The following is a 20,549-nucleotide window of genomic DNA, read 5'->3' as shown; positions in this document are numbered from 1 at the left end:
CCCCATGCAGCGCGGTGACTTCACGCACCGATCGATTGACCGCCGCATCGTGCGTCAGAATTGCGCACGTAGCACCCGTACTGCCCGTAACGCACGCTGGCTTTGCGCCTGACATTTCCCGAGCAGGCCGCTGACCTGCGAGCGAGCACCGACCGAGGAGAGACGATCTTCCTCGTCGCAGCCGCCGGTACCCCAGACTCCTGGTCACAGACGGCGAAGCCGGCTGGGCGGAGCACCTCATGAGCTTCACCAAATGGTTCTACCGCTACCTCATCGGCGAAGACTTGGCCGGCCCCAACAGCTCAGCCTTCCAGCCCGGCCCTGTGAAACCGCAGCACCTTCCGGTGCCCGCCGACGAACGCCCCGAACCTTGGTGCGGCCCGGACCGCGGAACGTGAGGCGCCAACCTCACAGGCAGAAAGCGGCGGCCCAAACGAGATGACCTTTCAGAGAGCTGGCGGCGGGATCCTGTTTGGTGTCCCGCCTCCACTCCGTGTCTTTGAGCATGGGCCGTGGCAGGTTCCGGCGAAGCCGGCGACCCCGCCGAGGTAGACGGACGGTCGAGGCAGGATGGACCGGGGCGTCCCCTCCATGAGCTCCTCCGTCATCTCTCGGATCTGCCACGTTCGTCGAAACTGCGTCCTCGCTTGACTTCCTGCCGGCATGAGAGGCCCCAGGCGAGGAAGCCAACTCTGGCAGCCGTCGTGTCAGTCCAGGAGCCCCTCCCCGTCCCAAGGCAGCCGGACGCCGCAATGACCCGCCCGAGGTGGACTTGGTCCTGTGGACCGAGCCCGGGTTCGGCCCAACCCTGCCGATACCCGGAGGGCCGGTCGAATCCAAGACGAATTTCCATCAGCCGCACTACGAAGATCGCGAACTGCCGACGGGTTCATCCCGCCCGGCGACTGCACTCGCCTATGAGTGGCTCATCTGTGACTTGAAGGCGGTCGGCTGGCTCGGCGCGACCACCCGGCTCTCGGAGTAAAGGAGCTGACGCTCCAATGGGGCGGGGCAGCGCGATGTCGCCCTCGGAGCTGATACCGGGGGATGCCAGATCGCGAGCTGACTGCGGGGCGTCATCCTTCCGATCAGGGTTTGAGCTAGAGGAGTTGAAGTGGCGTCTGCCGCCCGGACTGCTTGAAGATTCGTTCTCGCCCGGCTGCGATCAGTCGATGTCCGGATCATCGGACTCTTCGAGCAGGCGGGTCCCGAGGTCGTCGGCCCACTCCACTGCCCAGGTGCGGAGAGCGTTGATGGTGGCATCGTCGAGGCCGTAGGCGGCGAAGGCTTCGTCATCGGTCCACTCGGCGCCGGTGAGGTTCGCCTGGAGGTCCTCGCGCTCGAAGCGGCCGCGGGCGTGGCGGCGACCGAACTCCTCGAGCTCGGAGTTCGTCCAACGCCGGGAGGCGGCGAACACGTCGATCAGATCACGGGGCGCTCCGCGGTCGGCAAGGGCTCGGACCTTCGTCCCGATCACGTCCTCCTCCGCGAGGACAGGCCCGTACGGGCTCTGGGAGACGGGCCGCCAGAAGATCTCCTTGAGGATGTCGACTTCACATTCCTGCCCGGTCAGTGGGTCGGCCACGATGAAGCGAGCGGATAGCGGTGCAGTTTCCAGCGCCTGCACTTTCCAGCCCCGGGCATCGAGGCCGCGGCAGAGTGCGGCCGCGATGTCGGCCATCGGCGCCGGGTTCTCGGTGGCGACATCGAGGTCCTGGCTCGGACGGTTCACGAGGCGGTGCGCCCTCACGGCATACCCGCCGGTGAGGACCAAGGGATACGGCGAGCCGAGGGCGATCACATCCGCCAAGAGCCGCCTGTGCAGCTCCGGCATGTCCGTCACGCGGCCGCCCGGGTGCGGGAGGCGAGCTGGGGGAAGGCGTCCTCCCACACGGTGCGCACGGTGCGACCGACGAGGGCGCGCAGCACGGGCCACAGCTGGAGGAGCAGATCCTGGTTGAGGTAGCGAGGCAGGTCGTCGTGCAGGCCCTCGTGCAGGACGGTGCGGTACAGGCCCATGCGCTGGCGAGGTTTGCTCAGGTCGTACGAGGTCATCCCGGACCAGGCCAGGTGCAGCGGCAGCTCTACGACACCGTGCGTCGGCCCATGCAGCTCGTCCAGCGACTGCGGCAGGCGGCGGCGGAACTTCTCCCGGTACAGCGCCAGGTCCTCGGCGTCCGCGCCCGAAAGGTCCCTCGGCGCGGGTGCGGGGTGCTGCGGGCTGGAGGACATGCCTCCATTATGGCGGCCGCGGAAGTGGTGCGGGCCGTGATGTGCGAGCCCGCGCCCAGAGTGAGCAGCGGTGGACCCCGGCGGTGCACCGGCTGTCGCAGCCCGTTCTCGTCCCTCAGTGGGAGGCACGGAGTCGATGTCACTGTCTGTGATTTGGCGCGGGGGCGGCAAGGGCGACCGGCGAGATGTTGAGCGGGGAGGGGGACATGGACGAAGCCGCTGCCGCAGGAGCTGTGCCGTCAGTCGATTCTCCCCGGATTCTCCCCAGCGCCTGTAGGAGGGTAAAGGTGCTGGTCAGGGCTCTGCTCGAGACAGGTAGACGAGATCACCCGCATCACTTCTCCCCAGAGCCTGAAATGGGCGGTTCGTGCGGCAGGTGCAGAAGCAAACCATGCGCGCGGTGTGAGTGGGGTCGGCCGACCTCTAGAGCCAGTCTCGACGCTTGAAAATGGCGTACAAACTGACGCAAACCACCGCCATCAAGCCGACTGCGAACGGGTATCCGAGGCTCCAAGCCAGCTCAGGCATGGCCTCGAAGTTCATGCCGTAGACAGTTCCAACGAGTGTGGGTGCAAAGAGAATCGCGGCCCAGGCGGAGATCTTCTTGATCTCCTCGTTCTGCTCGAAGCCGGCTTCCGCCAAGGCGCGCATCTCGGCGTTCTGCTGTTGGGTGACCAGGGTCGCGTTGACCGTGAGGATGTCCGTGAGGGCCTGGCGGAAGCCGTCGACGCGTTCGCTGGTGTGGGTGACGTGGTCGGCCACGTCCCGGAGGTAGCGCTGAAGCTCCTCGTCCGTTCCGTACTTGGCGAAGCCCGCCATCAGGGCGTGGAGCATGCCCACCAGGGGGCGGGTGGCGCGCTGGAACTCCACCATTTCGCGGGAGAGTTCGTAGATGCGGCGGGAGACCGCCGGGTCGCCGCCGAAGACCTCCGTCTCGATCTCGTCGATGTCGTTCTGGACGCCCGCCACCACCGGCGCGTAGCCGTCGACCACCGCGTCGAGGATCGCGTACAGGACCGCCTCCGGACCCAGGGCCAGCAGGTCCGGGTTCTCCTCCATGCGGCGGCGGACCGCCGAGAGGTCCGGGGCGGCGCCGTGCCGGACCGTGATCAGGAAGTCCGGGCCCACGAAGACATGGAGCTCGCCGAAGTCGACCTCCTCCGGGGCGTCCAGGTAGCGGGCGGCGCGCAGGACGACGAACAGGGTGTCGCCGTACCGTTCCAGCTTGGGGCGCTGATGGGCCTCCCTCGCGTCCTCGACTGCGAGCTCGTGCAGGTCGAACTCGCCCGCCAGCGAGTGGAGTTCCTCCTCGGTCGGGCGCTGGAGGCCGATCCAGGCCATGCCGTCGGGGTGTTCGCGCAGCTGGCGGAACGTCTCCGCGAGGGTGCTGGGGGAGGCGACCCGGCGGCCGTCGCGGTAGAGGGTCGACTGCACGACGCTCGGCTCCACCGAGGGTGGCCGTGCGGCCGAGGCCTCCGGCTGCGGGTCGAGCCGGCGGCGCCAGGCCGCGCGGGGGCGGCGGTCGGACATCGTCGGGCACCTCCACCTTGGGCTGCAGGTCGGTCGAGGGCAGGATATATGGGGTGAAACGCTCGCGTATGGATCTCGGATAATGGATCCAATATTCGCATTTTGGACAGCGGATCCTGGGTATTGGATCCTGGGTATTGGATCCCGGGGTTGGATCCCGGGCATTGGATCCGGAGCCCGATCCCGGGCATTGGATCCGGAGCCTCGATCCCGGACATTGGATCCTGTATCCCGGATCTTGTATCCAGGCCAGTTCGCATTGAGGAACGAAACTGTCCGCAAGTCTCGCTAGCGTGCCACCCATGGCCCTCAAGACGACCCACCCGCTGCTCGGCCCCCGCGCCCTGAACCGCGCCACCCTCGACCGGCAGCTGCTTCTGCGCCCCGCCCCGCTCGGTGTCGAGGAGGCCGTGGATCACCTCGTCGGGCTGCAGGCGCAGAACACCAAGCCCCCGTACTACGCGCTCGCCGCCCGCCTCGACGGGTTCCGGCCCGAGGACCTGTCCGCCCTGATGGAGTCCCGGCGGGTGGCCCGGATCGTCTCGCTGCGGTCCACCGTGCACACCCACACCGCCCGCGACGCCGTGGGCCTGCGCCGGCTCGTGCAGGCCGGGGCGATCGACCGGGAGCTGAAGATGTTCCGCAAGGGGCTCGACGGCGTCGACCTCGACCGGCTCACCGCCCTGGCCGCCGCGTACGTCGAGGAGCGGCCCCGTACACCCAAGGAGCTGCGGGAGCACCTCCTCCGGGAGTGGCCGGAGGCCGACCCGCAGGCGCTGACCATCGCCGCCCGCTGTCTGCTCCTGATGGTGCAGGTCACGCCGCGCGGTCTGTGGGGGCGCAGCGGGCAGGTCGCGCTCACCACCGTCCGTACGTGGTTCGACGGGGTCGAGGGCGAGGCGGCCGATCTCGACGGGACCGTGTTGCGCTACCTCGGTGCCTTCGGTCCCGCCTCCGTCAAGGACATGCAGACCTGGTGCGGTCTGACCCGGCTGCGTCCCGCCTTCGAGCGGCTGCGGCCCGAGCTCCTCGTCTTCCGGGACGAGCGGGGCGCCGAGCTCTTCGACCTTCCCGACGCGCCCCGCCCCGACGAGGACACCCCGGCCCCGCCCCGCTTCCTCCCCGAGTTCGACAATCTGCTCCTCTCTCACGCCGACCGCAGCCGTGTCGTCCCCGCCGAACACCACGGCCGCACCTGGACCGGCAACCAGGCGCACCGCACCTTCTTCGTCGACGGCTTCCTCGCCGGGATCTGGCACCTCGACGAGGCGAAGGACCGCACGACCCTCACCGTCGAACCCTTCGCGCACCTGACGCGCGCGACGCGCACCGCGCTCACCGCCGAGGCCGAGCGGACCCTCCGGCTCATGACGCCACCGGGCACCCCGTACGACATCGTGCACGCCGGGGAGTGGCGGGCCGTCGGGCACGCCGGCGGGTGCGACCGGTAGTGCGTTGATGGATCTCCCCGGACATGACAGGGTGTTCACACTTGCGTTCTGCGAACGTCTGTGTGCATGGGGGGAATTCGGTCATGGCTGTGACGGTGCCGGACTGGGCTGACACGCTTCTGGATCTGGTGGGGGTGAACTGGCCCAACGTCGACGAGGACGCGTACCGCGACATGGCGGACGCGCTGCGGGAGTTCGCGGACGACCTCGCCGACGACGGTCAGCTCGCCAACAATCACGTGCAGCGCCTGCTGTCCTCGGGGCACGGCGAGGCGATGGACGCGCTCAACGCGCACTGGACCAAGGTCAAGGACAAACACCTCAAGGACATGGTGTCCGCAGCGCGTACGATCGCGGACGCGCTGGACCTGGCGGCGGGTGCGATCGAGGCCATGAAGTGGAAGGCCGTCGCGGAGCTGGGGGTCCTGGCGGGCCAGACCGGCCTTGCCATGGCGCTGATACCCGTGACCGGAGGTCTGTCCGCGCTGCTCGGTGCCGGAGCGATCGCATTCACGAAGAAGCAACTGCTGAAGCTCATCACAGCCGCGATGGAAGAGGCGGTCGGTCACATCGTCGGGGTGATGACCGAGCCCGTCGTGGCCGCCCTTGAGAACATGGCGGCGGACCTGGTGGTCCAGGTGAGCATGGACGCGCTGGGCGTCCAGAACGGTGTGGACCTCGATCAGACGAAGCAGGCCGGCAAGGACGGCTTCGACGAAGGGGTGCAGGGTGCCAAGGAGGGGCTGAAGCTCGCCTCCGCCGGGGGTGGCGGCGGTCGCCCCGGGGGCAAGGGTTTCCACATCGAGCACGACGAGCACGAGCAGGCCGGCACGAAGCTGAACGGGGTGAGTCTCGGCATCCACGGCAAGACTGCCGGGAAACTGACCAAGGCGAAGGGGCACCAGGGCCGTAACAAGGGCCGGGACGACATCGCCGACGCCCTGGACCCGGTCATCGAGAAGGCCATGGGCGCCCTCGTGAAGTCGGCCAAGACCATGGGCGACCACATCGGCGAGACGCTGCCCAAAGCCGTCAAGCAGATATCCAAGGACCACAAGAACAACGACGACGACATCCGCGACCGCATCGCCCGCCAGCGCAAGGGCGACCACGACGCTGGAAAGGGCTCCGGCGGCGGTACAGGAGGCAAGAACCCGGGCGGTTCGGGCGGAGGCGGCACGCCCCCGGGCGGCGGAGGCGGCTCCAACAGCGGTGGCGGCGGGAACAACCCGGGGGGAAAGCCGATCACCCCCCAGCCGCCCTGGCACGGTCAGACGGGTCAGGGCATGAAGAACCACCGCAGGGACGCGCTGGACGTCAGTCACCTCAGCGAGGACGAACAGCGCAGGGCCCTCGTCGACGAGGCCGGCAGGCTCGCCAACGACGCCAGGGACCAGCCGCCCAGCAATCCGTATCCGGAGGGCAAGCACCGGCTGAAGACGGCGTGCGCCGGAACCCTGCTGCACGACGGCACCCTGACCGCACATTCGAGCAGCTCCACGACCGGTGACTCCACGATGTCCACCCACCCGGCCCTCAAGCAGATCCTGGATCGGGTGGAGAACGACATGAAGGCGGCCGATCAGAATCCGGGCAACGGTCACGGAAAATGCGCGGAAGTCTCGCTCATCTCCGACCGGTTGCACCAGATGGATCCGAACGGGACGGGCATCGTCACGCCGGAGGACGTACGGAAGGCAATGGAAGGGTCCCGTGTCTATTCGGTTCAGATCGGCAATATGCGCCCCGGAGACGATCAGTTGCTGCACGGCGAGTACAAACCGCCCTGCCGGTCCTGTGAGAGAATGCTGCCCCTCGCCGGCGTCATCGCGCACCAATGAGAGAGAGCCTGCACATGCCGAGAATGACATCGGAGGAAGTCGAGGCCGTCCTGACCGAGGCGGGTTGGGCGCGAGGGCGTGACATCGGTGCGCAGCTGCCCGAGCTCCTGAGCTTCGTGACCGACCGTTTCGCCGAGGAAGGTCATCCGGTCGAACCGTTCCAGGCCGCCCGGGACTTCGTCCGGGAATTCGGCGGACTGCGCCTGGTGATTCCTGGGACGCCACCGGACGCCGTCGGATTCACACCGCACTGGATCTACGAGGAGAGCGGCGAGGACGTCGCCGAACTCGCCCAGAATGTGGGCAGGAAGCTCTTCCCCGTCGGGTATGAGACGTTCGACGGAGCGATGGTTCTCATCGACGAGATCGGACGTTTCTTCCTCATGCACCACACCGGTCCCTACTTTCTGGGAGCAAACACGTACGAGGCCATCAGCTGTCTGCTGCGCGGCCCCCAGCAGGAAGCGCGGGACTACTTTGTCTGACACCGTTCCGGGAACGGCCTCCTCCCTTCTCGTCCAGGGCACGATCACCAGCCAGACCAACCTGGCCGGCGACGGCGAGCCCCGGCTCCACCCCGCCGTGCAGGAGTTCTTCGACGGGCTCGCACCGAGGCTGCGTGAGCCGTTCCTCGGATACTGTGCCGAGTCCGCGCTCGTCTCGGACCGGCTGTATGCGGTCGACGCCCAGCGCGCGGACGGCGGGACCACGAGCCTCGCCGAGGCGCCGTCGCACTTCGTGGGCGCGGCCCTCGTCTCCCGCAAAGTGCGCCCTCAGGGAGACCCCGAGCACGGCACGCCCGCCGCCCTCTGCCGGTCCTGCGCGGCCCTGGCCGACGCGCTCGGCATCACCGTGCTCCAGGACTCGTGACGCGGGGCCCACGATGACGACCGAGGATGCGGAGACCGACGCCGAGACGACCGACGCCGAGACGACCGACTCCGAGACCCCCGAGCGTGCGAGCACCGCCCCCGTACGCGGGGGCGAGGACGGCACGTCCCTGACCCGTGCCGGCTGGCGCCCCGGGCGGGACGCCGGTGACGCCGCCATGATCGCCATCCTCAAGACGGCGGGCCTGGGGCCCTGGCCCCTGTTTCCCGCCGCCGAGCGCGCGGTCCGGGAGTTTTATGGTCTCCGTCCGGAAGCGGCCACTCGCGGCGGACGCGAGGTCGCTGCGACCGGCTGCGTCGTCGACCCCCAGGAGGCCCGGTACTCCGGCCCGCCCCTGCACCGGCTCGCCGAACTGCTCGGCACCCGGCTCTTTCCCCTCGGCCGCACCGACGCGGACGCGCCGATGGCCGTGGACGAGGAGGGGCGGCTGTTCTCCCTCGGCACCGGAGGTGCCTGGCTGCACGGGGAGACCGTGCGGGACGGGCTCCTCGCGCTGACCGAAGGGCTGCGACCGGTACGCCTGCGGGGACGGGAGTGGCAATGGCCGCTGCGAGCGGCACCGGCCGACCTTGCCGCCGGAGTCCGCGCCGCGCTCGTCGCCGTCTACGTCCTGCACACCCACGGGGTGTTCGACGCCCGGACCATCCGCCTGCGGGCCACCACGCTCCGCGGGATCGGGGTGACCGTCCTGGACCAGGGCTTCCCCCTGCGCACCGGGTCCCTGGAGGACAACGCGCCGGCCCTCGTCGAGGTGATGGACGCGGCACTGTCCGCCCTCACGCGAACGGCCGCTTCCTGCGAGCTGTCGCTGTCCGTACCCGCGCCGTCCCGCACCCCGGCGCCGCTGGCGGGCCTCGACTGCAGTGTCACGATCGGCGGCCAGGCCGGTTTCGTCCTGACCCTGGCGACGGGCCCGGGCGCCTCGATCGGCCGTCCGTCGACGGTCGTGGACGCCTCCGTCGCTGCCTTCGACGCCTGGGCCGCCACGCTCTGAGGGCGGCGGACCTCGCGTGCCGGTCCCGCAAAGGGCTACGGCAGCGCCCCCGCCCTGCGGGCCGCCACCACCGCCTCCAGGCGGGTGTGGGCGCCCAGTTTGCGCATCGCCGAGCGGAGGTAGCCCTTCACCGTCTCCGGGCGGAGGCCGAGCCGCTCCGCCGCCGTCGCGTTCGTGGCGCCGGAGGCGACCGCCGCCAGGACGTCCGTCTCACGTGGGGTGAGGGAGACCCCGAGGGGCGCCGGGGCGGTGCCGGAAGCCGATTCGAGGCGGCCGCACACGGCGAGGAGACGCTCACGGAGCCCGGGGTCGAGGACCTTCGGGGCCAGTTCGCGCAGCTCCCCGTACGCCTGCCGCACCTCCTCCCAGGACGGGCCCGGCGGCGGGGGCGCGAGCAGCTGCCGCACCTCGTCCCGTACCGCCAGGGCCTGCTCGACGTCACGGGCCGCCGCCATCGCCGCGTCGAAGACCCGCTCGCCGATCGGCAGGGACTCGCGCAGCGCCCCGTACAGCACACCGCGCACCTTGCGCCGCACGACGACCGGGACGGCGATCACCGCGCGCAGGCCCTCCGCCGAGACCGGCACGTCGTACTCGTGGGTGATGTGCCGCGACGCCGGGTAGTCGGTGACCGCGCACGGCCGCGACAGCGCCAGGCACTTTCCGCCCAGGCCCGACCCGGCCGAGATCGTCAGACCGCTCAGCGCCGGCGTCACCGCCCCGCTCAGCTCGGCGATCCGCACCGTGCGGCCCGTCGCCCCCTCCTGGAGCAGTCCGCCGAAGGCGACGGGCAGCCCGCTGGCGCGCCTCAGCCGCAGCAGCGCCGTACGCAACTCCACCGCTTCCACCATCTCGGGCACGGAACCACTCCTTCACCCCCGAACGGGGGTAGTGAGACCTGGGTCACCGATTACACGATGTCCGGGACAGGTCCCGCAATGAGGAGGACACATGACGCCCACGAGCGCGACCGGCGCGACGGAGAGGTTCCGGGCCGCCCGGGACTTCCTGCTGCAGCATCGCGAGGACTACGAGACGGCCTACGAGGGCTTCGCCTGGCCCCGGCCCGACCGTTTCAACTGGGCGCTCGAATGGTTCGACGTCATCGCGGCCGGCAACGACCGGACCGCGCTGCACATCGTCGAGGAGGACGGCTCCGAGACGAAGGTGTCCTTCGCCGAGATGTCCGCCCGCTCCAACAGGGTCGCGAACTGGCTCCGGGCCCAGGGCGTGCGCGCCGGCGACCGGATCATCCTGATGCTCGGCAACCAGGTCGAGCTGTGGGAGACCGTGCTCGCCGCCATGAAGCTGCGGGCCGTCCTCATCCCCGCCACCCCGCTGCTCGGCCCCGCCGACCTGCGCGACCGCGTCGACCGGGGCCGCGCCCGGCACGTGATCGTGCGCGCCGAGGACACCGCCAAGTTCGACGACGTCCCCGGGGAGTACACCCGGATCTCGGTCGGCGGCGACGGGGTCGGCTGGCTGGGGTACGAGCTCGCCGCCCAGGAGTCGGAGGTCTTCGAGCCCGACGGGGTCACCCTCGCCGACGACACCCTGATGCTGTACTTCACCTCCGGTACGACCGCCCGCCCCAAGCTGGTCGAGCACACCCACACCTCGTACCCCGTCGGCCACCTCTCGACGATGTACTGGATCGGCCTCAAGCCCGGAGACGTGCACCTCAACATCTCCTCGCCGGGCTGGGCCAAGCACGCCTGGTCCAACCTCTTCGCGCCGTGGAACGCCGAGGCGACCGTCTTCATCCACAACTACACCCGCTTCGACCCGGCCCGCCTCATGGACGAGATGGAGCGCAACGGCGTCACCAGCTTCTGCGCCCCGCCGACCGTGTGGCGGATGCTGATCCAGGCCGACCTCGGCCAGCTGAAGACCCCGCCGCGCGAGGTCGTCGCCGCCGGCGAACCGCTCAACCCCGAGGTCATCGAGTCGGTGCGGCGCGCCTGGGGCGTCACCATCCGGGACGGCTTCGGCCAGACCGAGACCGCCGTCCAGGTGTCCAACAGCCCGGGCCAGCGGCTCAAGGAGGGCTCCATGGGCCGCCCGAGCCCCGGCTTCCGGGTCACCCTCGTCGACCCGGTGAGCGGCACGCCGGACGTCGAGGAGGGCGAGATCTGTCTCGACCTCTCCGCCAACCCGGTGGGCCTCATGACGGGCTACCACGGCGACCCGGAGCGTACGGCGGAGGCGATGGAGGGCGGCTACTACCGCACCGGTGACATCGGCTCCCGGGACGCGGACGGCTACATCACGTACATCGGGCGCGCCGACGACGTCTTCAAGGCCTCCGACTACAAGATCAGCCCCTTCGAGCTGGAGAGCGCGCTCCTGGAGCACGAGGCCGTCGCCGAGGCGGCCGTCGTCCCCGCCCCCGACCCGCTGCGGCTCGCCGTCCCCAAGGCGTACATCGTCCTCGCGGCGGGCTGGGAGCCGGGCGAGGAAACCGCGAAGGCCCTCTTCGCCCACTCGCGGGCGGTCCTCGCCCCGTACAAGCGGGTCCGCCGCATCGAGTTCGCCGACCTGCCCAAGACCGTCTCCGGCAAGATCCGGCGCGTCGAACTGCGCCGGCTGACGGCGGAGGGCGGCGGCAAGGAGTACGCGGAAGGGGACCTCGCGTGACCGCCATGAACCCCTCGTGCACGGAAGGGGACCTCGCGTGACCGCCATGAACCCCTCGTGCACGGAAGGGGACCTCGCGTGACCGCCAAGAATCCCTCGTACGCGCAAGGGGACCTCGCATGACGACCGTGAACCCGTCCTACTCCCACGGGACCTCCACGACCGAACTCCTCGGCGACACCATCGCCGACAACCTCGACCGGGCCGTCGCCGCCTGGCCCGACCGGGAGGCGCTCGTCGACGTCCCCACCGGCCGCCGCTGGACGTACGCGGAGTTCGGCGCGGACGTCGACCGGCTGGCCGGCTCCCTGCTCGGCAGCGGCGTCCGCAAGGGCGACCGGGTCGGCATCTGGGCGGTGAACTGCGCCGAGTGGGTCCTCGTCCAGTACGCCACCGCCCGCCTCGGCGCCATCATGGTGAACATCAACCCGGCCTACCGCGCCCACGAGTTGGCGTACGTCCTCAAGCAGGCCGGGATCTCGCTGCTCTTCGCCTCCCTCGCCCACAAGACGAGCGACTACCGCGCCATGGTCGAGCAAGTCCGCGGCGAGTGCCCGGAGTTGCGCGAGGCCGTGTACTTCGGCGACCCGACCTGGGACGCGCTGCTCGACCGGACGCCCGGCGAGCTGCGCCCGGAGCCGCTCTCCTGCGACGAGCCCGTCAACATCCAGTACACCTCGGGGACCACGGGCTTCCCGAAGGGCGCCACGCTCTCCCACCACAACATCCTCAACAACGGGTACTTCGTGGGCGAGATGATCGCCTACAGCGAGCAGGACCGCATCTGCATCCCGGTGCCCTTCTACCACTGCTTCGGCATGGTCATGGGCAACCTCGCGGCCACCTCGCACGGCGCCTGCATGGTCATCCCGGCCGCCTCCTTCGACCCCGCCGCCACCCTCCGGGCGGTCCAGGAGGAGCGCTGCACCTCGCTGTACGGGGTGCCGACGATGTTCATCGCCGAACTCAACCTCCCCGACTTCGCCGCGTACGACCTCTCCACGCTCCGCACCGGGATCATGGCGGGCTCGCCGTGTCCGGTCGAGGTGATGAAGCGGGTCGTCGCCGAGATGAACATGGCGGAGGTGTCGATCTGTTACGGCATGACCGAGACCTCGCCCGTCTCCACCCAGACCCGCCGAGACGACGACCTGGAGCGCCGCACCGGCACCGTCGGCCGCGTCATGCCGCACGTCGAGGTGAAGGTCGTCGATCCGGCGACCGGACTGACCGTCGAGCGCGGCACGGCGGGGGAGCTGTGCACCCGCGGCTACAGCGTGATGCTCGGCTACTGGGACGAGCCGGACAAGACCGCCGAGGCGATCGACCCCGGCCGCTGGATGCACACCGGGGACCTGGCGGTCATGCGGGACGACGGCTACGTGCAGATCGTCGGCCGCATCAAGGACATGATCATCAGGGGCGGGGAGAACGTGTACCCGCGCGAGATCGAGGAGTTCCTCTACGGCCACCCCAAGATCGCGGACGTCCAGGTCGTCGGCGTCCCCGACGAGCGGTACGGCGAGGAGATCCTGGCCTGCGTGATCCCGCGCGACCCCGCCGACCCGCCCACCACGGACGAGCTGGCCGCCTTCTGCCGGGACCGGCTCGCCCACTACAAGATCCCGCGCAGGGTGGAGATCCTCACCGAGTTCCCGATGACGGTGAGCGGCAAGGTGCGGAAGGTGGAGCTCCGGCAGAAGTACGGCGAAGGGGCCGGGGCGACGTCCTAGACGACCTCCCGGCGCATGCACACGCGGGGCCAGACCGACAGGCCGTGGGCCGCCTCGGCGCGGCTGATGGCGCGCAGGCCCTCCGTGAGCGCCGGATCGGAGTCGGTGAGCGGGCGGAAGCCGAGGCGCGTGTAGTACGGGGCGTTCCACGGCACCTCGGTGAAGGTCGTCAGGGTCAGGGCCGCCAGGCCCTGCTCCCTGGCGGCCGCCGCCAGGTGCTCGATCAGCGCCCGGCCGACGCCCCGGCGGGCGGCGTCCGGGTGCACCGACACCTGCTCGATGTGGGCGGCGCCGTCGACGGTGTCCGTGAGCAGGTACGCGACCGGGCGGTCGGCGGCGTCCACCGCCACCCAGGCCCGGCCGCCACTGCGGTACGTCTCCAGGACGTCCAGGGGCAGCGGGTCGTCGTCGGCGATCGCCGCCATGCCGAGAGTACGGAACGGCTCGCCCGCCGCCCGTTCGATGTCCTGGAGCAGCGGGAGTTCGGCCGGAGCGGCCGCTCTAATGCGCATACGACAGTATGACGCGGGCTCAGCGCGGTGGGCCGCCGTGCGTCGGTGGTCGGTGGTGGTCGTCCTCCCGGGGGCGGTCGAGCAGGCCGCCCTCGCGGGAGAAACGGGGCAGGAACAGGGCCAGGGCCGGATCGCCGTACAGCGCCACGTACAGCTGGACCAGCCCGCCGTCCGTCACCTCGCGCCGGTGGGACGGCAGCGGGTACCGCTCCCGCAGCCCGGTCAGGAGCCGCCGCGCCGCCCTCGTCGTGTCCGGCAGGCGCAGCAGCGCCACCGCCGCCAGGACCGGCAGCGCCCCGGCCGCGAGTGCCCAGGCGAGGGCCGCCCCCGAGGCCCCGGCCAGGAACGGCCCCGCCAGTGCCGTCAGCGGTACGCACCCGAGCAGCACCCTGGCCGCCCACAGCCGCGCGAGCGGCCGGAGCAGCCCCGCACCGCGGAGCTCGCCGCGCAGCGCGTCCACCGCCCGCCGTGCCTCGGGACGCAGCGCGAGCGTCCGCAGCGCGAGGGCCCGGTGCAGCGCCCCGTGCACGCCCAGCTGTACGGGGTCGCGCGTGCGGCCCGGTCCGCCATTGGCCCGAATCGTATGTTTGCGGCCCGCCGCGACCGCCCCGCGCTGGTGCAGCGCCACCAGGGCCACGGTGACGGCCGCCCGCCGCCCGCCCCGCAGCAGCGCGAGGGCCTGCGGCGCGGGCACGGCAGCCGCCCCGGTCTCCTCGCTGCGGCTTCCACCGCTCCTCAACAGCAGGGCCGCGAGCAGGAGTTCGGCCCACACCGCCCCGATGAACCACCACGCAGCCGTCGGCATGACACCCACCCCCCGAGGATGTTGTGCCCGGGGGAGCGTGATCGTCACGCGTGAATGGCCGATTTCGGATGCCGAGGAGTTGTGTGCGGCGTCCGCGGTCAGGCGCCGCCCGCCGCCAGGTCGTCCGCCGCGTCGTTGACCGGCTGAGGGGTGCCCGTCAGGTCGAGCACGAAGAGCGGGAGCCCGACCTCGGCGGCGCGCGAGCGGGCCTCCGGGGTGTAGCCGGCGAGCGAGAAGAACACGCTCACGGTGGCGGTGCTCAGCCCGTTGAGCCACAGGCACTCGACGGCACGCAGGCTGGTGGGCCGGGTGCTCGGGTCGACCTGGGCGACCAGGCCGGGCGCCCGCAGGTCCACGCCGGACGAGGGGCGCTCCTCGGGCTGGACGACGTCCCTGAAGCCGAGCCACCGCAGATACCCGGCCGCCGCCGCGACCGCGTCCCGCGAGGTCCGGATCGTCACGGGCCGGAAGGTCCCGCGCAGCGGATCCGGGCGAGGGGCGGTGACGGGCGCCGGTATGTGCGCGGGGTACCGCTCGGCGAAGCTGCGCGGGCCCGCGGGACCGGTCCTGTCCTTGTGCCGCCCGGCCGGGCCGGGCTCGTCCGTCCCGCGCCCCGCCGCGGCACCGGCGCCGCCGCGCGCCCTGGGCCCGGGCCCGAACCACGGGGACCCGGACTCCGCGGGCCGGGGCGGGGCCCCGCCGGAGGGCGCCCCGGCCCCGGACCGTGGCGCCGGCCCCGGCCCCTGGACCGCGCCGGGCGGCTCCGGGAGCGGGGAGGCCGGGGTAGGGAGCGGGGAGGCCGGTGCGCGGGAGGGGAGGGGCGCCGAGGCCTCCGGCTCCGGCGCCGGTGCGGCGCCCCCACCGGTTCCGGCCGCACCCCTCGGCGCGCCGTCGCTTCCGGCCACGCCCCCGGCCGCACCCCCCGGCGCGCCGTCGGCCCCCGCGCCGCTTCCGTCCGCCGCCCCCGGCCCCGTACTCGTGGTCTCCACGGCCCGTACCGGTACCCGCAGGACCGTTCCGCACGGGCAGCACAGTTCCGGGTGGGGCCAGTCGTTCTCGCGGTCGCAGGCCTCGCAGCGGACGGTGACCCACTCGTCCGCCCAGTTCCGGTGCGTGATCGGCTCCGCGACCGCGCCCGCCGCCACCGGTGGGGCGACCGGGCGTCCACAGACGCAGGGGAAGACGGGTGGCGCGTACGCCTGCGTGCGCAGGCATTCCGGACAGCGCACCGGTACCGACTCGCCCACAGCCCAACCCCCTGTCGTTCCGCCCCATCGTCCACCCTTCCGACGCCCCGGGGGAGGGTGTTCGGCCACTTCCGTGATCCCGGCGGGCGGACTTCTCTTGACGGCTCTCCGGGGCCCGACCTACATTGCTTCCGTATAGCAGAACAGCATTTCCGCATTACGGAAACAGGCGGTCCGGACCTCCCGAGACGAGGCGCCCGCCTGGATCCGACCGGCCGAAGCAGGAGCACTCCCATGCCTCGTATGACCGCCGCCGCAGCGGCCGTTGAGATCCTCAAGCGCGAAGGCGTCACCCAGGCGTTCGGCGTCCCCGGCGCGGCGATCAACCCCTTCTACCGCGAGCTCAAGAACGTCGGCGGTGTCGCCCACACGCTCGCCCGCCACGTCGAGGGCGCGTCCCACATGGCCGAGGGCTACACCCGTGCCCAGGCCGGCAACATCGGCGTCTGCATCGGTACGTCCGGCCCCGCCGGTACCGACATGATCACCGGCCTGTACTCGGCCATCGCGGACTCCATCCCGATCCTGTGCATCACCGGCCAGGCTCCGGTCTCGAAGCTCCACAAGGAGGACTTCCAGGCCGTCGACATCGCCACGATCGCCAAGCCGGTCACCAAGGCCGCGACGACCGTCCTGGAGGCCGCGCAGGTCCCGGGCGTCTTCCAGCAGGCCTTCCACCTGATGCGCTCCGGCCGTCCCGGCCCGGTCCTCATCGACCTGCCGATCGACGTCCAGCTGACCGAGATCGAGTTCGACCCGGAGACCTACGAGCCGCTGCCGGTCTACAAGCCGTCCGCGACCCGCGCGCAGGCCGAGAAGGCGCTGAGCTTCCTCCTGGAGGCCGAGCGCCCGCTGATCGTCGCCGGCGGCGGCATCATCAACGCCGACGCCTCCGACCTCCTCGTCGAGTTCGCCGAGCTGACGAACATCCCGGTCATCTCCACCCTCATGGGCTGGGGCACCATCCCGGACGACCACGAGCTCGCCGCCGGCATGGTCGGCGTCCAGACCGCGCACCGCTACGGCAACGCGACCTTCCTGGAGTCGGACACCGTCATCGGCATCGGCAACCGCTGGGCCAACCGCCACACGGGCTACAACCTGGAGGCGTACACCAAGGGCCGGAAGTTCGTCCACGTCGACATCGAGCCCACCCAGCTCGGCAAGATCTTCGCCCCCGACTACGGCATCGCCTCCGACGCCAAGGTCGCCCTGGAGCTCTTCATCGAGATCGCGAAGGAGTGGAAGGCCGCCGGCAAGCTGCCGGACTTCTCCGCCTGGGCCGCCTCCGCGCAGGAGCGCAAGGCCACCCTCCAGCGCCGCACGCACTTCGACAACATCCCGATGAAGCCGCAGCGCGTCTACGAGGAGATGAACAAGGCCTTCGGCCCGGAGACCCGCTACGTCACCACCATCGGTCTCTCCCAGATCGCGGCCGCGCAGTTCCTGCACGTCTACAAGCCGCGCCACTGGATCAACTGCGGCCAGGCCGGCCCGCTCGGCTGGACGATCCCGGCCGCCATCGGCGCCGCCACCGCGCAGCCGGACGTCCCGGTCGTCGCGCTCTCCGGCGACTACGACTTCCAGTTCATGATCGAGGAGCTGGCGGTCGCCGCCCAGCACAAGGTCCCCTACGTCCACGTCCTCGTGAACAACGCCTACCTCGGTCTGATCCGTCAGGCGCAGGGCGGCCTCGGCATCAACTTCGAGGTCAACCTCGAGTTCGAGAACATCAACACCCCGGAGATCGGCGTCTACGGCGTCGACCACGTCAAGGTCGCCGAGGGCCTCGGCGTCAAGGCCATCCGCGTCACCGACCCGGACAAGCTCGGCGAGGCGCTCGAGGAGGCCAAGAAGCTGGCCGTCGAGCACCAGGTCCCGGTCGTCGTCGAGGCCATCCTGGAGCGCATCACGAACATCGCGATGAGCAAGACGGTCGACATGAGCGACGTCACCGAGTTCGAGGACCTGGCCACCGAGCCCGGCCACGCGCCGACCGCGATCAAGGCCCTCCAGGTCTGATCACGGAGCCGTGAAGACGGCCCCCGCCCCGAGGAGCACCGGGGCGGGGGCCTCACCCTTTCTCTGCCCGTACGAGTACCGGGGCGGGGGCCTCACCCTTTCCCCGCCCGTACGAGTACAGGGGCGGAGGCCTCACCCTTTCCCCGCCCGTACGAGCACCGCGCCCGCCTCCGTCCACTCGTACAGCACCGAGCGGCCCGCCCGTCCCCGCCGTACGAGCCCGGCGTCGAGCAGCACCTTCAGATGCCGGCCGACCGAGCCGAGGCCCTGGCCGGTCAGCGCCACCAACTGGCTCGTGGACAACGGCGACTCGAGCCGTACGAGCACCCCGGCGCGGGCCGTCCCGAGCAGGGCCCCCAAGGCCTGCGGCACCGCGGGCCCGGACGCGTCCGCCAGAACTCCCGCGCAGGCGTAGGCGATCGCGTACCGCTCCGTCCCCTCCCACGACACCCAGCCGGTCGCCGGCGTCACGGGCACGAACAGCAGGCGCCCGCGGTCGACCGAACGCGGTGGATGGTCACGGGTGTTGACCTGGAGCCGGCCGTCGCCGAGCCAGCGCATCTTCCCCGGGCACAGCTCGTCGAGCGCGGCCGCCCAGCCGCCCCGGGTCAGCAGCGCCGTCCGCGCCACCACGTCGGCCTCCAGGATCCGCCGCCGGCGCGCCCACTCCGGCCGTACCGTCTCCCGCCACACCCAGCCGAGCACGTCCGCCAGCCGCTCCGGAAGATCCCGCGCCGAGCGCAGCGGCTCCGGCACCGGGCCGCCGATCGCCACCGCCAACTGGTCCACCGCGTCCGCCGGTTCGGTCGCCCGGACCGCCGCGACCTCCTCCTCGAAACTCCGCTCGCGGTCACCCAGCGGGGTCGGCGTGAGGAAGTCCGCGTTCCAGGTCGGCCCGATCGCCGCCCGCACGAGCAGCGCGTCGAGCGGCTCGGCCGCGAGCCGCTCCCGATAGGCGGTCAGATGCCGGCCGAGCCAGGCCCGCTCACCCGGGTGCGCCGCCGCCCCCGCGTGCAGGGTCTTGAGCGAGGCGACCGTCTCGGCGAGCGGCGACAGCACGAACGAGCTCCCCGCCAGGGTGTCCGTACCGATCTGCCACCAGCCCATGTTTCGCCTCCCCGCGAAACATTACCGGCGGTCGGCCACGTCCTCCGAGACTCCCCGCATGCCCCGCTACCGCGCGCTCTTCCGCACCCCCGAGTTCACCCCGCTCTTCCTCACCGGCGCCGCCCACACCGCCGCCCAGACCGTCGCCGGACTCGGTCTCGCCACGCTCGTCCTCCGCGCGACCGGCTCCCCGTTCCTCTCCGCCCTGGCCCTCTTCGGTCCCTCGCTCGCCCAGCTCCTCGGCGCGACCACCCTGCTCTCCGCCGCCGACCGGCTGCCGCCGCGCGCCGCGCTCTCCGGCATCGCCCTCTTCTTCGCCCTCGGCACCGCCGTCCTCGCGATCCCCGCCCTGCCGACCTGGGCGGTCTTCGTGATCCTGCTCGCCGAGGGGCTCGCGGCCTCGCTGGGCGGCGGGGTGCGCCACGGGCTCCTGAACGAGATCCTCCCGCGCGAGGAGTACCTCCTCGGCCGTTCCGTGACGAACATGGCCACCGGCGCCTGCCAGATCGGCGGCTTCGCCACCGGAGGGCTCCTCATCGCCCTGCTCTCGCCCCGCGGCACGGTCCTCGCCGGCGCGGGGCTCTACCTCGCCGCCGCCCTGACCGCCCGCCTCGGCCTCGGCGCCCGCCCGCCCCGTGCGGCCGGGCGCCCGTCGGTCGCCGAGACCTGGCGCACCAACGGACGCCTCTGGGCCGTGCCCGCCCGTCGCCGCGCCTACCTGGCGCTCTGGGTGCCGAACGGTCTGATCGTCGGCTGCGAGTCGCTCTTCGTGCCGTACGCCCCCGAGCGCGCCGGGCTCCTCTTCGCCTGCGGCGCGCTGGGGATGCTGGCCGGGGACACCGTCGTCGGCCGTTTCGTACCGGCGCGGCTGCGCGGCCGGATCCGCTTCCCGCTCCAGGCGCTGCTCGCGGCCCCGTTCCTGCTGTTCGCCCTCGATCCGGGGCTGCCGCTCGCGCTCGTCCTCGTGACGGTGTCGGCGGTGGGGTACGGGGCGAGCCTGCTGCACCAGGAGGTGCTGATGGCCCTGGTGCCGGAGGAGCTGGGCGGTCACGCCCTGGGGCTGCACACCTCGGGGATGCTCGCGCTCCAGGGGGTGAGCGCGGCGCTCGCCGGCACGCTCGCCCAGTACACGTCACCGCGCACGGGAATGGTGCTGCTCGCCGCGGCCTCGCTCACCGTGACCTTTCTGCTCGCCCGTACAACGAAGAAGAGCGCGGAACCAGGGACCGTAAACCTGGTTCCGCGCTCTCCCGTCTTGTGACCGCCCGACGGCACGAGGCTGGCGCGACAGGACGTTCGCGCCGCCGGGCGGAGTCTTCGGGGGTGTTGCGGGTGCTGCGGGTGTTGCTCGTGTTGCTGCTGGGTCCCCTCGGAAGGGGGCGTTGGGACCGCGGCGGTTCCGACGGGCGCCGTGGCGGTTCCCCTTCCTTCAGGTCAAGAAGGGGGCCCGGCGTCCTTACCACCGCACTGGCTCGGAGCCGCCGCGGTCCTCACGCTTGTCCGGTTCGCCGACCACCCCTCATCCGGGCCGGCGATCCGGACCACGT

17 protein-coding genes and 1 pseudogene are annotated in these 20,549 nt (G+C 71.3%); 10 read left to right on the top strand and 8 right to left on the bottom strand.

Annotated features, from left to right (window positions below):
- Nucleotides 1–239 precede the first annotated feature (239 nt).
- Nucleotides 240–398 (top strand): hypothetical protein, encoded by a 159-nt coding sequence (locus ACF07V_RS35465; RefSeq protein ID WP_392159794.1) that lies wholly within the window; start codon nucleotides 240–242, stop codon nucleotides 396–398.
- A 767-nt stretch (nucleotides 399–1,165) separates the two neighbouring features.
- Here ACF07V_RS35465 and ACF07V_RS35460 read toward each other — a convergent pair.
- The 3 genes from ACF07V_RS35460 to ACF07V_RS35450 all read right to left on the bottom strand — a co-directional run bounded on the left by ACF07V_RS35460 (nucleotide 1,166) and on the right by ACF07V_RS35450 (nucleotide 3,762).
- On the bottom strand, nucleotides 1,166–1,834 hold the full coding sequence (locus ACF07V_RS35460; RefSeq protein WP_392159793.1) for a nucleotidyl transferase AbiEii/AbiGii toxin family protein: 669 nt from the start codon (nucleotides 1,832–1,834) through the stop codon (nucleotides 1,166–1,168).
- A 5-nt stretch (nucleotides 1,835–1,839) separates the two neighbouring features.
- Entirely contained in the window at nucleotides 1,840–2,232 is a 393-nt protein-coding gene (locus ACF07V_RS35455; RefSeq protein ID WP_392159792.1) for a hypothetical protein, read from the bottom strand.
- A gap of 423 nt (nucleotides 2,233–2,655) precedes the next feature.
- Nucleotides 2,656–3,762 (bottom strand): magnesium and cobalt transport protein CorA, encoded by a 1,107-nt coding sequence (locus ACF07V_RS35450; RefSeq protein WP_392159791.1) that lies wholly within the window; start codon nucleotides 3,760–3,762, stop codon nucleotides 2,656–2,658.
- 302 nt (nucleotides 3,763–4,064) lie between these two features.
- Here ACF07V_RS35450 and ACF07V_RS35445 point away from each other — a divergent pair, with 302 nt between their 5' ends.
- The 5 genes and pseudogenes from ACF07V_RS35445 (at nucleotide 4,065) to ACF07V_RS35425 (ending at nucleotide 8,939) form a co-directional block, all read left to right on the top strand.
- Nucleotides 4,065–5,213, top strand: coding sequence for a winged helix DNA-binding domain-containing protein (locus ACF07V_RS35445; RefSeq protein WP_392159790.1), 1,149 nt, complete (start codon nucleotides 4,065–4,067; stop codon nucleotides 5,211–5,213).
- Nucleotides 5,214–5,296: 83 nt separating this feature from the next.
- Nucleotides 5,297–7,015 (top strand): annotated as a pseudogene (locus ACF07V_RS35440) (YwqJ-related putative deaminase); the annotation flags it as partial.
- A gap of 35 nt (nucleotides 7,016–7,050) precedes the next feature.
- Nucleotides 7,051–7,539 carry an SUKH-3 domain-containing protein gene (locus ACF07V_RS35435; protein ID WP_392159789.1) on the top strand — a complete coding sequence of 163 codons (489 nt, stop codon included), beginning with the start codon at nucleotides 7,051–7,053 and terminating at the stop codon, nucleotides 7,537–7,539.
- Nucleotides 7,532–7,924, top strand: a complete 393-nt coding sequence (locus ACF07V_RS35430) for a YwqJ-related putative deaminase (RefSeq protein ID WP_392159788.1) — start codon at nucleotides 7,532–7,534, stop codon at nucleotides 7,922–7,924. Before ACF07V_RS35435 ends, ACF07V_RS35430 begins: the two co-directional genes overlap by 8 nt.
- A gap of 13 nt (nucleotides 7,925–7,937) precedes the next feature.
- Complete coding sequence (locus tag ACF07V_RS35425) at nucleotides 7,938–8,939, top strand: SUKH-3 domain-containing protein (protein WP_392159787.1); 1,002 nt, start codon at nucleotides 7,938–7,940, stop codon at nucleotides 8,937–8,939.
- A 35-nt stretch (nucleotides 8,940–8,974) separates the two neighbouring features.
- Here ACF07V_RS35425 and ACF07V_RS35420 read toward each other — a convergent pair whose 3' ends face one another.
- Nucleotides 8,975–9,799, bottom strand: a complete 825-nt coding sequence (locus tag ACF07V_RS35420) for a LuxR C-terminal-related transcriptional regulator (protein WP_392159786.1) — start codon at nucleotides 9,797–9,799, stop codon at nucleotides 8,975–8,977.
- A 91-nt stretch (nucleotides 9,800–9,890) separates the two neighbouring features.
- Between ACF07V_RS35420 and ACF07V_RS35415 the strand changes: the two genes are divergently transcribed.
- Nucleotides 9,891–11,576 carry an AMP-binding protein gene (locus tag ACF07V_RS35415; RefSeq protein ID WP_392159785.1) on the top strand — a complete coding sequence of 562 codons (1,686 nt, stop codon included), beginning with the start codon at nucleotides 9,891–9,893 and terminating at the stop codon, nucleotides 11,574–11,576.
- Nucleotides 11,577–11,695: 119 nt separating this feature from the next.
- A complete protein-coding gene (locus ACF07V_RS35410; protein ID WP_392159784.1) occupies nucleotides 11,696–13,309 on the top strand; it encodes an AMP-binding protein in 1,614 nt (537 codons plus the stop codon).
- On the opposite strand, the gene ACF07V_RS35405 is transcribed toward ACF07V_RS35410, so the two are convergent.
- From ACF07V_RS35405 to ACF07V_RS35395, 3 genes are all read right to left on the bottom strand, one after another.
- Nucleotides 13,306–13,821: a GNAT family N-acetyltransferase gene (locus ACF07V_RS35405; protein ID WP_392159783.1), complete on the bottom strand. Its 516-nt coding sequence runs from the start codon at nucleotides 13,819–13,821 to the stop codon at nucleotides 13,306–13,308. The two genes, ACF07V_RS35410 and ACF07V_RS35405, sit on opposite strands and share 4 nt — an antisense overlap.
- 19 nt (nucleotides 13,822–13,840) lie before the next feature.
- Nucleotides 13,841–14,626, bottom strand: a complete 786-nt coding sequence (locus ACF07V_RS35400; RefSeq protein WP_392159782.1) for a TIGR04222 domain-containing membrane protein — start codon at nucleotides 14,624–14,626, stop codon at nucleotides 13,841–13,843.
- Between the two features lie 98 nt (nucleotides 14,627–14,724).
- On the bottom strand, nucleotides 14,725–15,087 hold the full coding sequence (locus ACF07V_RS35395; RefSeq protein ID WP_392159781.1) for a hypothetical protein: 363 nt from the start codon (nucleotides 15,085–15,087) through the stop codon (nucleotides 14,725–14,727).
- A 1,020-nt stretch (nucleotides 15,088–16,107) separates the two neighbouring features.
- Here ACF07V_RS35395 and gcl point away from each other — a divergent pair.
- Nucleotides 16,108–17,895, top strand: a complete 1,788-nt coding sequence (gene gcl / locus ACF07V_RS35390) for a glyoxylate carboligase (protein ID WP_392159780.1) — start codon at nucleotides 16,108–16,110, stop codon at nucleotides 17,893–17,895.
- Nucleotides 17,896–18,027: 132 nt separating this feature from the next.
- Here gcl and ACF07V_RS35385 read toward each other — a convergent pair whose 3' ends face one another.
- Nucleotides 18,028–19,002 carry an ArsR family transcriptional regulator gene (locus ACF07V_RS35385; protein ID WP_392159779.1) on the bottom strand — a complete coding sequence of 325 codons (975 nt, stop codon included), beginning with the start codon at nucleotides 19,000–19,002 and terminating at the stop codon, nucleotides 18,028–18,030.
- 58 nt (nucleotides 19,003–19,060) lie between these two features.
- Between ACF07V_RS35385 and ACF07V_RS35380 the strand changes: the two genes are divergently transcribed.
- On the top strand, nucleotides 19,061–20,263 hold the full coding sequence (locus ACF07V_RS35380; RefSeq protein WP_392159778.1) for an MFS transporter: 1,203 nt from the start codon (nucleotides 19,061–19,063) through the stop codon (nucleotides 20,261–20,263).
- Nucleotides 20,264–20,549 lie beyond the last annotated feature (286 nt).

Source organism: Streptomyces sp. NPDC015661, assembly GCF_043077765.1.
GTDB lineage: Bacteria > Actinomycetota > Actinomycetes > Streptomycetales > Streptomycetaceae > Streptomyces.
The sequence above is the reverse complement of the archived record's forward strand: the minus strand, read 5'-3'. Positions and strand labels throughout refer to the sequence as shown.